Genomic DNA, 12,579 nt, shown 5'->3' on the forward strand with positions numbered 1-12,579 from the left:
GAAGGTCAAGCGCTTTTTTGAAAGCGGAAATGCGGCAGCGTTTTTCCGGAGTTTCCGGGTCAGACCGGCAGGCGGTTATGGGCTGCGGGCATGGCAAGACCAGTGCCGTTATTGCTCTGGATGAAGGCATGCACATCGCTGGCTGGCATCGGGCGTCCGGTCAGATAGCCCTGCACTTCGCCGAAACGTTCGGTTCTCAGGCGTTCCAGCTGCTGCGCTGTTTCCACGCCCTCGGCGGTGGTGACGATATTGAAGCCTGCACCCAGCGTCGCCACCGCCTGGATGATGGCGAGATCGCGCGTATCCGCTTCGATGCCGGACACAAAGCTGCGGTCGATCTTGATCTTGTCGAACGGAAAGGAGCGCAGATAGCTGAGCGAGGAATAGCCGGTGCCGAAATCGTCCATAGCAATGCGGGCGCCCAGACGGCGCAACTCGAACAGCAATTCGATATTGTGCTTGCTGTTGGAGAGAAACACCGATTCCGTGATTTCCAGTTCCAGCCGGTTCGGCGACAGGCGGGCTGCATCCAGCGCATCGGTGACAGAGCGCAGAAGCGAGGTCTGGCTGAACTGGACCGGCGACAGATTGACCGAGACCTTGATATCTTCCGGCCAGGAAACCGCCTCGCGGCAGGCAGCCAACAGCACCCAATCGCCAATCGGGCCGATCAATCCGGTTTCCTCGGCAAGCGGAATGAATTCTGCAGGCGATACCATGCCGCGCTCGGGATGACGCCAGCGGATCAGCGCTTCGAAGCCGGAAATCAGTCCGCTATCCAGATTGAAGATCGGCTGGTAATGCAGTTCGAACTGTTCGGACAGCAAGGCCTGACGCAGCTCGCTCGTCATGATGTGGCGTTTTTCGGCGGCCAGACGCAGCGAATGCTGGTAGAAATGGAATGTGCGCCTGCCGCCTGATTTCGACGCATTGAGCGCCAGATCGGCATTGCGCATCAGCACGTCGGAATTGTCGCCATGCAGCGGCGCCTGCGCGATGCCCATGCTGCAGGTGACGAATTCTGAATTGTCACCCAGCCGGAACGGTTCCTGAAAGGCCGAAAGCACCCGGTCTGCAAACATGGCGATCTGGCCGACGGTGCCGCTGCGATAGATGACGGCGAATTCGTCGCCACCAAGCCGCGCGATGAACTGGTCGGACGTGGTAATCTGGCGCAAACGCTCGGCAACCTGTTGCAAAAGCTGGTCGCCCGCCTGATGGCCGATATTGTCGTTGATGCTCTTGAAGTGATCGATATCGATACAAAACAGTGCAAAAGGCTCCGCATCGCCCCGCTTTTTTAGCAATTCCTCCACATGATGGGAGAAAGCGGCGCGGTTGGGCAGGCGCGTCAGACTGTCATGCATGGCGATATGGGCCATGCGTTCCTCGATTTCGCGCCGTTCGGTGACATCTTCGATCAGGCCGATCAGATAACGCGGCGTGCCGCCCTCAACCGGCGGAATGGAACTCTTGATGACACGCAGAATGCGCTGCGTTCCGTCGTCATGTTGGGACTTATACTCGACGCTGAGCGCCTCGCCCTTGCTCATCACCTGACGATCCTGCTGCGCATATTGGCGGCGTTCAAGATCCGACATCAGCTGCGCATCGGTGAAGCCGACAACCGCATCGACCGACTTGCCGCTCGCCCGCGACGCCGCCTGATTATAGAGGACATAGCGGCCATCATCCTGCATGTCCTTGATGAACACGCCGAGCGGCAGATTGCTGACGAGGCTGTCGAGCAGCGACTGGGCATGGATCGCCTGCCGGTTGGCCTTGGCCAGTTCGGTCCGGTCCTGCACGATGGCGAGGATCGCTTCCCTGCCATCGAACTGCACCTCACGTCCATAGGTCAGTACTTCGATGATTTCGCCATCGGCGCGCCGGTGCTGCCAGCGCTCCGGGCGCTCCAGATCGCTGCGATCCCGGACAGCGCTCAGCATGCGCTCGCGCTCGGTATGCGGACGAATATCGAGGACAGTCATGCCGGGCAGTTCATCGGGCGTGTAGCCGTAAAGCGCATAGGCGGCATCATTCATGATGATGAAGCCCAATGTTTGCGGATCATAGACCCACATCGGCGTTGGATGGGTGGTAAACAGAATACGGAAATCCTGCTGGGGCGTGCTCGCCATGGAGCTTCCCGCCTGTACCGGACCGGCTTTCCGCTTCGCCATTATAAATCCCTTGCCCCAAGCCGACACATGCCGTCGTTCTAATTAGCCAACAAAACCTCTCACTGGAACATCATATTCCGCATGTGTTCATGAGACAGGCTCACAAACAGACAAGCGGGGACCGCCACCCAGACACACTTCCCCGCAAATAGATTACGACCAATGGTTTTAACAAACCATATATGAAAAACAGGCTCATATAAGTTTTTTCTGATGATGGCGTTTTCATCGCGCCCAATCACAGTGCAAGACACGGGACAACACTGTTTCCCGACCAGCGAAGACATTGCTTGACCACTCAAAACTTCCGGCCTATGCCTATGGACGCAAAATTCGTTGGGGTGCCTTGCAAGAGGCTGAGAGGCGCGTTCTCGCGTTAACCCATTGAACCTGATCCGGGTAATACCTGCGTAGGGAACGGAGTTTGACGCGTCGCGGACGGGGTTCATTCCCCACAGGAGCTTACGCTCCATAAAGGTTCATGGCGTCTCATCTTTCCGTTCGGAATGAGAGACGACACGATGAACCAGAAACATAGTTTCTCCCGAACCAAAACCAACAATGGCCAGATGCGGTCTGTGCCCATCTGTGTAACCATTGCCGGTTCCGACAGCGGTGGCGGCGCTGGCATTCAGGCCGACCTCAAGACATTTTCCGCACTTGGCGTTTATGGCGCAAGCGTCATTGCCGCTGTGACCGTGCAGAACACCTGCACGGTAAGCGCGGTGCACGATATCCCGCCCGCTATCGTCGCAGGGCAGATCGACGCCGTTTTCAGCGATCTCGATGTTGCGGCAGTGAAGATCGGCATGGTTTCCGTGCCTGAAACCATCGACGCCATCGCGCGCGGCCTTGCGCATTTTTCCGGTCCCGTCGTTGTTGATCCGGTGATGGTGGCAAAGTCGGGCGACCGGCTTTTGAGCGAAAACGCCACAGCGCTTCTGCGCCAGAAACTGGTGCCGCTGGCCACGCTTTTGACGCCCAACCGGCCAGAAGCGGCCTGCCTGCTTGGTTGCGGCCTGGCGCTTGATGATGAAGACGCCGAACAACAGGGCCGCGCATTGCTCGAACTCGGCGCGAAAGCCGTTCTGATGAAGGGCGGCCACGCGGAAGGCGAAACATGCGTCGATCTGCTGGTGCGCCCCGATCAGCCGACGCTGCGGGTTGAAGCACCGCGTATCTTGACCGGTAACACCCATGGCACAGGCTGCACGCTCTCCTCGGCCATAGCCGCAGAGCTTGCCAAAAACCTGCCGCTGGAGAAAGCCGTTCTGAACGCGCATACCTATCTGCAAGGGGCAATCCGCGCCGCCGACACATTGAAGATCGGACACGGCCACGGGCCAGTGCATCATTTCCATGACCTCTGGACAATCCGGGCGGAGGAGATTGCGTGATGCGCGTCACCATCATCGGAGCGGGTGTCGCCGGTCTTGCCACCGCCGCCGAGTTCACCGATCAGGGCCATGCCGTCACGGTGATGGCCCGCAGCCCGCAGATCGGTTCCGATTGCTGTTCGTGGTTGGCAGGCGGCATGCTGGCGCCATGGTGCGAGGGCGAAAGCGCCGAAGAGCCTGTGGTGCGGCTCGGGCAGGAATCCATCGGCTGGTGGGAAAAACACGTTTCCGGCGTCAAGCGCGAAGGCACACTGGTTCTGTCGCACAATCGCGACGCCAGCGAGTTGCGCCGTTTCGCCCGCCGGACGGAAGCCTTCGACACAATCGATCATGAACGCATCAATGCACTGGAACCTGATCTGGCCGGGCGTTTCCGGCAGGGCCTGTTCTTCGCGCGCGAAGGGCATCTCGATCCGCGCAAGACACTCGTTGAGCTGGCCGGAAACCTGCAACGAAAGGGTGTCGTCTTTCACCTCAATACGGACGCAGATGAAGCGAAGATCGACGCGGATATCGTGGTGGATGCACGCGGTCTTAGCGCCCGCGATGTGCTGCCGGATCTGCGCGGCGTCAAGGGTGAGATGCTGGTCGTCCGCTCGCGTGACATCAACCTTTCGCGGCCCGTGCGCCTGCTGCATCCGCGCATTCCGCTCTACATCGTGCCGCGCGGCGACGGTGTGCACATGATCGGCGCGACGATGATCGAAAGCGATCAGCGCAGTGGCATCAGCGTGCGCTCGACATTGGAGCTTTTGAGCGCGGCTTACGCCCTCCATCCGGCCTTCGGCGAAGCGGAGATTCTCGAAACCGGCGTCGATGCGCGCCCCGCCTTTCCCGACAATCTGCCCCGCGTAAGGCGACGCGGCAAAACCATCTATGTCAACGGGCTTTATCGCCACGGCTTCCTGCTCTCGCCGGCGATAGCGCGGATGGCGGTTGCGAGCGCGACCACGCCCGAAACCAAGCCCGAATTTGTGGAGGACTATGCATGACGATCGTGCTGAACGGTGAAGTCATCACCACGGCAGCAGCCAATCTGGCGGCGCTGCTCGCCGAAATCGAACTGGACGAAGCGGTGGTCGCAACCGCGCTGAATGGTGAATTCGTGGCCAGCGATGAGCGCGCAACCGCGATCTTGTCGCCTGGCGACCGCATCGAAGTTCTGGCCCCGATGCAGGGAGGCTGAGATGCTCGAATTCTACGGAAAAACGTTTGAAAGCCACCTGCTGCTCGGCACGGCGCAATATCCATCGCCCGCTGTTCTTGCAGATGCGGTGCGCGCCTCGCGGGCCGGAATCGTCACCGTGTCGCTGCGCCGTGAAAGCGGCGATGCGCGCGCCGGACAGGACTTCTGGGCGCTGATCCGCGAACTGGGCGTGGCCGTTCTGCCCAATACGGCAGGCTGCCACACGCCGCGTGAAGCGGTGACCACGGCCAAGATGGCGCGCGAAATCTTCGGCACCAACTGGATCAAGCTGGAGGTGATCGGCGACCACGACACATTGCAGCCCGACCCGTTCGGCTTGGTGGAAGCCGCGCGCATTCTCTGCGACGATGGCTTTGAGGTCTTTCCCTATATGAATGACGATCTCGTCGTCGCGGAAAAGCTGATCGAGGCTGGCTGCAAGGTGCTGATGCCCTGGGGCGCGCCCATCGGCTCGGGCCGTGGCCTCAACAACCCCTATGCGCTGAAGACCATGCGGGCGCATTTCCCCGATATTCCGCTGGTGGTCGATGCTGGCATCGGCGTGCCGTCCCACGCGGCGGCGGCGATGGAGCTGGGCTATGACGCCGTGCTCATCAACACCGCTGTAGCCAAGGCTGGCGATCCCGTCGCCATGGCGCGCAGTTTCGCGCTTGCGGTTGAAGCCGGGCGGCTCGCTTTCGAGGCAGACGCCATCGAAGCGCGAGACATGGCCGCGCCATCCACCCCTCTTCTCGGAAAGGCATTTTTGTAATGGCCCTCGATCCGTTCTATCCGATCTTCGACAGCGCCAAATGGCTTGAGCGCATGGTGCCGCTCGGCGTCAAGCTGGTGCAACTGCGCGTCAAGGACAAGACCGAGGCGGAGCTGCGCAGTGAAATCCGCGCCGCACGAGAAATCTGCCTTGCCCATGACTGTCAGCTGATCGTCAACGACTACTGGAAGCTGGCGCTGGAGGAAGGCTGCGACTTCATCCATCTCGGACAGGAAGATCTTGATGATGCCGATCTCGACGCCATTCGCGCCGGTGGTTTGAAACTGGGTGTTTCGAGCCATGATGAGGCCGAACTCGACCGCGCTTTGTCGGTAAAGCCTGACTATATCGCGCTTGGCCCCATCTACCCGACCATTTTGAAAAAGATGAAATGGCACGAACAGGGCCTGCCCCGTCTTGGCCAATGGAAGGCGCGCATTGGCGACATTCCGCTGGTGGGCATCGGCGGCATGAGCGTCGAACGCGCACCGGGCGTGTTCGATGCGGGAGCCGATATCGTGTCCGTCGTCACCGACATCACCCTTAATGCCGACCCCGAAAGCCGCCTGCGCCAGTGGATCGAAACCACGCGCGCTTATGCTGACCATGCTCTGGAGCAGACATTATGAAAAAGACCGTCTTCGCCGCCCTGTTCGGCCTCGCCCTCACGGCTGCCACTTCGGCTCACGCTGACGACAAGCTGAAGCTCATTCTCGACTGGTATGTGAACCCCGATCACGGCCCGATCATCGTTGCCGACAAGCTCGGTTATTTCAAGGATGCCGGGCTGGACGTGGAAATCGTCGCGCCTGCCGACGCGTCGACGCCCACCAAAATGGTGGCGGCAGGACAGGCCGATCTTGCCATTTCCTATCAGCAGCAGGTGCATCTTCAGGTGCATGAAGGTCTTCCGCTCATCCGCGTCGGGACACTGATCGACTCGCCGCTCAACTGCCTGATGACCCGCGATGACGGATCGGTGAATGCCATTGCCGATCTCAAGGGCAAGAAGATCGGTTATTCGGTCGCCGGAACCGAGGAAACCTTGCTTGGCACCATTCTCGGCCAGCATGGCGTCAAACTGTCCGACGTTGAACTCATCAATGTGAATTTCTCGCTGGCGCCATCGCTTATGTCGAAGCAGGTCGATGCGGTGATGGGGGCCTATCGCAATGTCGAGCTGAACCAGATGGCTGTCGAAGGCGTGCCCGGCAAATGCTTTTTCGTCGAGGAAGAAGGCGTGCCGGTTTATGACGAGCTGGTCTATGTCGCCGCTTCCGACAAACTGGATGCAGCGGAAAAGGACAAGATTTCGCGCTTCCTCGCAGCCACCGAAAAGGCAGCGCAATATATCGTCAATCACCCGGAAAAGGGCTTTGAGCTGTTTTCATCCTATAGCACCGAACTCAACGACGAGCTGAACCAGCGCGCCTGGAAAGACACCGTCGCGCGCTTTTCCCGCGCGCCTGCAAGCCTCGATTATGGTCGCTGGCAGCGTTACGAGGCCTATCTCAAGGAGAACAATCTGATTCCTTCCATCCTGCCGGTCGAGAAATTCGCCATCGACGTCAACGCCGAAGGGAGCAAGTCATGAGCCAGCCACAGCCGCATTATTCATCCGAACTGTTCACGCGGCTTCGCGCCGCGACCCTTGCCGACTGGAAGCCCTATATCGAGCATGACTTCGTGCGGGGATTGGGCGACGGCACGCTGCCGAAAGCCGCCTTCCTGCATTATCTGCGTCAGGATTATGTCTATCTGCACCACTATGCCCGCGCTTTTGCGCTCGGCGTGGTCAAGGCCAACACATTGCAGGAAACCCGGCTCTGCGCCGATATCATGCACGGCCTTGCCCATATGGAACTGCCGCTGCATGTCAGCATCTGCGCCCGCGAGGGGATCAGCGAAGACGAGCTTTACGCGACCGAGGAAGAGCCGGAAAACCTCGCTTATACGCGCTATGTGCTCGACTGCGGGCAGGCCGGCGACTTCCTCGATCTTCTCACCGCGCTTATGCCCTGCGCGCATGGCTATGGTGAAATCGGCCTCAACCTCGCCGTGACCGCCCTGCCCGGCACACCCTATCAGGAGTGGATCGACACCTATGCGGGGCCTGAATATCAGGACATGTGCCACACGGTCGGCAAGCTGTTCGATCAGGCCGCCAAAGACCGCATCGGCGACGACTTCGAGAAAAGCCCGCGTTGGGCAAGACTCTGCCAGATTTTTGCAACCGCAAGCAGGCTCGAAGCCGATTTCTGGTCGATGGGGTTGAAAGCGGTTTCAGGAAAAGTGGCTTAGTTGGACACTACGATTCCAAATCGTTCCCGCACAAGGCGCATCGCCGACGGCTTGCTGTCGGCGGCGGTGGCGCTGGCAATCTGGCAGGCGGTGGTGAGCATCGGCCAGATGCCGCGCTTCATCCTGCCCGGCCCGCTCGATGTGGTGCAGGCGCTGATCGGCAATGCCGGGCTGATTGCTGAGAACGCCGCCGCCACCATCGGCGAAGTGCTGGGCGGCCTAGTCCTCGGCAGTGCGGTCGGCATTGCCACCGCCATCTGCCTGATGATGTCGCCGCTGGCGCAGCGGCTTGTCATGCCCGCCATGGTGTTCAGTCAGGCGATCCCGATCTTCGCACTCGCCCCCATTTTGACCTTGTGGCTCGGCTATGGTCCCGCATCGAAGATAGCGGTCACCGTGCTGATGATTTTCTTCCCCATCGTTTCGACCTTCTTCGACGGCATGCGGCGCACCGAAACGAGCCTGATCGACGCAGCGGAAATTCTGGGGGCCGGACGCATGGCGATCCTGTTTCGCATCCGCATCCCGTCCGCCTTTCCATCGCTGGCGTCGGGCCTCAGTCTTGCCGCCGTCTATGCGCCCATCGGCGCGGTGGTGGGCGAATGGGTCGGCGCATCGAAAGGTCTCGGCTATCTGATGCTGCTCGCCAATGGTCGCGCCAAGGTGGATCTGATGTTCGCCTGCTTGTTCGTGCTGGCGGCTTTCACCATGCTGCTGCATGGCACGGTATCGCATTTCGCCCGCAAGCTCGCCGCATGGCCTAAAAAAGCCGCATAAAAAAACCGGCGGGGGAACCGCCGGTTTTCGCATTCTCTCAGACCGCTAAAGCTTTTGTTTTTACGCATGTCTTTATCCCGAAACCGGTTCCCACTTTCGGGAGACATGCTTTATCAGGCCAGCGTATAGGCCGTCTTGACCGTCGTGTAGAACTCGGCGGCATAGCGGCCCTGCTCCCGCGGACCGTAGCTCGAACCCTTGCGCCCGCCGAATGGCACGTGGAAATCGACGCCGGCGGTGGGCAGATTGACCATCACCATGCCCGCTTCCGAATTGCGCTTGAAATGGGTCGCATATTTCAGACTCGTCGTGCAGATGCCCGACGACAGACCGAAGTTCGTATCGTTGGCGGTGGCAAGCGCTTCTTCATAATCCTTGACGCGGATGACCGAAGCGACCGGGCCAAAGATTTCCTCGCGGCTGATGCGCATCTGGTTGGTGGCCTCGGTGAAGAGCGCTGGCTGGAGATAGAAGCCCGGCGTTTCGCGGTTGAGGCGTTCGCCGCCAAAGGCAAGCTTCGCGCCTTCCTTGCGGCCGATCTCGATATAATCCATGTCCTGCTGAAGCTGGCTTTCATCCACGACCGGGCCGATATGCGTGCCCTGCTTCAGGGCATTATCGACCACGACGCCCTTCAGCCTTTCGATGGCGGCGGCGACGAACTTGTCGTGGATGCCTTCCGTCACGATGATGCGCGAGGATGCCGTGCAGCGCTGGCCGGTCGAGAAGAAGGCTGAATTGACGACGGATTCGACGGCGACATTGAGATCGGCATCATCCAGAACAACGACCGGGTTCTTGCCGCCCATTTCCAGCTGGAAACGGCGGTTATGCTCGATGGAGGCGGCAGCAACGCGCTTGCCCGTGCCGGTCGAGCCGGTGAATGTCACGGCCTGAACATCGGCGCTGTCCAGAATGGTCTGACCGACAACCGAGCCCTTGCCCATGACGAGGTTGAGAACGCCCTTCGGCAGTCCGGCGCGGTGCAGGATATCGACAATCGCCCAAGAGCAGCCCGGCACGAGGTCGGCTGGCTTGAAAACAATGGTGTTGCCATAGCAGAGCGCGGGCGCAATCTTCCAGGTCGGAATGGCGATCGGAAAATTCCACGGCGTGATGATGCCGACGACGCCGACCGGTTCACGGGTGACTTCAACGCCGATGCCCGGACGCGCCGAAGGCAGCGTTTCACCGGCAAGGCGCAAGGCTTCGCCTGCGAAGAAATCGAAGATCTGGCTGGCGCGGATGGTCTCACCAATGCCTTCGGCCAGCGTCTTACCCTCTTCGCGCGACAGGAGACGGCCAAGCTCGTCCTTGCGCGCCAGAATTTCGTCGGCAGCCTTACGCAAAATTGCGTGGCGCTCCAGAATGCCGGAACGCGACCAGGCCGGGAAAGCGGCCTTTGCAGCGGCAATCGCAGCTTTGGTGTCGTCGGCGGTGGCGCGGGCATAGGTGCCCACCACATCGTTGGTGTCAGACGGATTGATATTGGCAATGCCGTCGCCGCCAACCCACTCGCCAGCGATCAGATTTTGATGAATTGTCATGTAACTCTCCCGTGAATTCCCGATATCGGCCGTGCGGCACTGATATATCTGACCTTCATTCGCGCAGCGAACAGGCGAATGCAAGGGCGCAAGCGCTTGTAACAGAAAAAGTGAAAAGTATTACTTTTAAAATTCAGAAATTCGAAAACTTGCAAAATTGCCACACCCCGCCCCTTGCAGACCAGAAATTGCATTTTGGGCCTTGGCAAATGGGTTTGCTCATTTATTGTGCAACCATCTGAAACACTGGCAGGAGGTATGAGATGCGTGTCCATTACCCGTTCCCAATGGTGCCCAGTGTTTTCGCGGGCGCTTCTAACCGCTAGGTCCGCGGCCCGCCCGGCAGGCTGACCTGTCCGCTCCTTCGGAGCATCTTTCCAAACCATCGCTGTTCGCGGCTCCTCCGGGTGCCGATCGCTTTGTTTTTCTCAATCAAGGGCCAGTTTCTGCGCGCGAGCACAGGCTGGTAATATGGATATGACTCGGTTTCGTCTCGATTTCCGGGGGCCTGCGTTCCGCAATGTCCTCGGCTACACTTTCAGCCATTGGCGAAGTCAGCCCTTGCGGCTGGCGCTGATGATAATCGGCATGCTGCTTGCAACAGCCGCAGATGTCTTGACCCCGCTCTATTCCGGACGGCTGGTGGATGCGCTTTCGCTAAGCGGCGACAGCGCCTGGAACAGTGCAATCGAAGCACTGGTGATCTTGCTTGCACTCGGCGCGCTGGCGCTGATCACCCGCCAGCTGACCTTCTATGTCATCACCGACTTTACCTTGAAGATCATGAGCGACATGGCGGCAAGTTCGTTCCACAAGTTGCAGCGGTTTTCGACCGACTGGCACGCCAATGCCTTTGCCGGATCGACGGTGCGCAAGGTTTCGCGTGCCATGTGGGCGCTCGATCTGCTCAATGACACGCTGATCATCGCCCTGCTGCCATCCTTGCTGATGCTGCTTGGCTCGGTTGCGTTGCTGTCTTGGTATTGGCCGTTGATGGGCTTGCTGGTTGCAATCGGCTCTGTGCTATTCATCGTCTGCACGATTGTGATTTCGCTCGGCTTCGTTGCGCCTGCCGCAACATTGGCCAATAGCTGGGACACGCGCATGGGTGGCTCGCTGGCCGATGCCATCTCCTGCAACGCTGTCGTGAAGGCATTCGGCGCGGAAAGCCGCGAAGATGTTCGTCTTTCGAAGGTCGTTACCAAGTGGCGCAGTCGCACGCGCCGCACGTGGCTGATCGGCACGCTGAATGGCTTCATTCAGGGCGCGAACCTTCTGGTTATGCGCGGCGTTGTTATTGCCTTTGCGCTCTATCTGTGGAGCCAGGGCAAGGCCACTGCAGGCGATATCACCTTCGTTCTGACGGCATTCTTCATGCTACAGGGCTATCTGCGCGATGTCGGCATGCATATCCGCAATCTGCAACGGTCGGTCAACGACATGGAGGAACTGGTCGAGATCGAAGCACAGCCCTATGGCATTGCCGACAGGTCTGGCGCGCCCGCCATCAGGATCGGCGCGGGCGAGATCACCTTCGATCACGTCACCTTCCATTATGGCAACCATGAAGCCGCGCTTTACCGCGACTTCTCGGTCAAGATCGATGCGGGCGAGCGGGTTGGCCTTGTCGGCCATTCCGGCTCCGGCAAGACCACTTTCGTGAAGCTCATCCAGCGGCTTTACGACGTTAATGACGGCGCCATCCGCATTGACGGGCAGAACATTGCCGACGTGACGCAGGCGTCGCTGCGCTCGCAGATCGCCATCGTGCAGCAGGAGCCGATCCTGTTTCACCGCACGCTGGCCGAGAACATCGCCTATGCCCGCCCCGGCGCAACACAAGCCGAGATCGAGGAAGCGGCACGCCTTGCCAGCGCGCATGACTTCATCATGCGGCTGCCGAAGGGCTATGCGACACTGGTGGGTGAGCGCGGCGTGAAATTATCGGGCGGCGAACGCCAGCGCGTGGCCATCGCCCGGGCGTTTCTCGCCAATGCGCCGGTTCTGATCCTCGACGAGGCAACGTCCAGCCTCGATTCGGAATCGGAAGTGCTGATCCAGCAGGCGATGGAACGCCTGATGGTCGGGCGCACCACGCTCGTCATCGCGCACCGACTTTCGACGGTGCGTGCACTCGACAGGCTGCTGGTCTTCGACAAGGGTCGCATCATCGAGGAAGGCGACCACGACGCGCTGATCCGCAAGCCGGGCGGCATCTACCGCCGTCTGTTCGAACGGCAGGCGCTGGAACTGACCAAGGGGCTTGAGGACGTCATTTAAACGACGATTATCGTCAGCACTTGAAGAATAGGGCCGGAAGCAATTCCGGCCCTATTTTTATTGGGCTTTTTCCATTCATTGTGCGTTCAGATCACGTCCGGTATCACCCGCCGCTCAACCGTGGCTTGACATTTCC

Annotated in this window: 11 protein-coding genes and 1 riboswitch; of the genes, 9 read left to right on the forward strand and 2 right to left on the reverse strand. The window is 59.7% G+C overall.

Translation table 11 applies throughout. The features are described 5' to 3' along the window. Positions 1–59: 59 nt before the first annotated feature. Positions 60–2,183, reverse strand: a complete 2,124-nt coding sequence (locus WIX40_RS12605; RefSeq protein WP_339440039.1) for a putative bifunctional diguanylate cyclase/phosphodiesterase — start codon at positions 2,181–2,183, stop codon at positions 60–62. Between the two features lie 327 nt (positions 2,184–2,510). After that, positions 2,511–2,617, forward strand: a riboswitch (TPP riboswitch). An 87-nt stretch (positions 2,618–2,704) separates the two neighbouring features. Between WIX40_RS12605 and thiD the strand changes: the two genes are divergently transcribed. The 8 genes from thiD to WIX40_RS12645 are packed head-to-tail and all read left to right on the forward strand — an operon-like array spanning position 2,705 to position 8,616. Beyond that, positions 2,705–3,580 carry a bifunctional hydroxymethylpyrimidine kinase/phosphomethylpyrimidine kinase gene (thiD, locus tag WIX40_RS12610; RefSeq protein ID WP_121537180.1) on the forward strand — a complete coding sequence of 292 codons (876 nt, stop codon included), beginning with the start codon at positions 2,705–2,707 and terminating at the stop codon, positions 3,578–3,580. Beyond that, positions 3,580–4,572: a glycine oxidase ThiO gene (gene thiO / locus WIX40_RS12615; RefSeq protein ID WP_339440040.1), complete on the forward strand. Its 993-nt coding sequence runs from the start codon at positions 3,580–3,582 to the stop codon at positions 4,570–4,572. Before thiD ends, thiO begins: the two co-directional genes overlap by 1 nt. Further along, positions 4,569–4,766: a sulfur carrier protein ThiS gene (gene thiS / locus WIX40_RS12620; protein ID WP_339440041.1), complete on the forward strand. Its 198-nt coding sequence runs from the start codon at positions 4,569–4,571 to the stop codon at positions 4,764–4,766. Before thiO ends, thiS begins: the two co-directional genes overlap by 4 nt. 1 nt (position 4,767) lies before the next feature. After that, positions 4,768–5,538, forward strand: a complete 771-nt coding sequence (locus WIX40_RS12625; protein WP_339440042.1) for a thiazole synthase — start codon at positions 4,768–4,770, stop codon at positions 5,536–5,538. Further along, a complete protein-coding gene (locus WIX40_RS12630; RefSeq protein WP_339440043.1) occupies positions 5,538–6,167 on the forward strand; it encodes a thiamine phosphate synthase in 630 nt (209 codons plus the stop codon). Before WIX40_RS12625 ends, WIX40_RS12630 begins: the two co-directional genes overlap by 1 nt. Further along, positions 6,164–7,132 (forward strand): ABC transporter substrate-binding protein, encoded by a 969-nt coding sequence (locus tag WIX40_RS12635; protein ID WP_339440044.1) that lies wholly within the window; start codon positions 6,164–6,166, stop codon positions 7,130–7,132. The genes WIX40_RS12630 and WIX40_RS12635 overlap by 4 nt, the downstream gene beginning before the upstream one ends. After that, the gene (tenA, locus tag WIX40_RS12640) at positions 7,129–7,839 is read left to right on the forward strand and encodes a thiaminase II (protein ID WP_339440045.1); all 711 of its coding nucleotides are present in this window, start codon (positions 7,129–7,131) and stop codon (positions 7,837–7,839) included. The genes WIX40_RS12635 and tenA overlap by 4 nt, the downstream gene beginning before the upstream one ends. Then, positions 7,840–8,616 carry an ABC transporter permease gene (locus WIX40_RS12645; RefSeq protein ID WP_339440046.1) on the forward strand — a complete coding sequence of 259 codons (777 nt, stop codon included), beginning with the start codon at positions 7,840–7,842 and terminating at the stop codon, positions 8,614–8,616. It begins immediately after the preceding gene. 113 nt (positions 8,617–8,729) lie between these two features. Here the strand turns inward: WIX40_RS12645 and WIX40_RS12650 are convergent, their stop codons facing one another. After that, positions 8,730–10,163 carry an aldehyde dehydrogenase family protein gene (locus WIX40_RS12650; RefSeq protein WP_140024433.1) on the reverse strand — a complete coding sequence of 478 codons (1,434 nt, stop codon included), beginning with the start codon at positions 10,161–10,163 and terminating at the stop codon, positions 8,730–8,732. 477 nt (positions 10,164–10,640) lie between these two features. Here WIX40_RS12650 and WIX40_RS12655 point away from each other — a divergent pair, with 477 nt between their 5' ends. Then, positions 10,641–12,443, forward strand: a complete 1,803-nt coding sequence (locus WIX40_RS12655) for an ABC transporter ATP-binding protein (RefSeq protein WP_339441022.1) — start codon at positions 10,641–10,643, stop codon at positions 12,441–12,443. The last annotated feature ends 136 nt before the right edge of the window (positions 12,444–12,579 follow it).

Source organism: Ochrobactrum teleogrylli (assembly GCF_037482325.1).
Lineage (GTDB): Bacteria > Pseudomonadota > Alphaproteobacteria > Rhizobiales > Rhizobiaceae > Brucella > Brucella teleogrylli.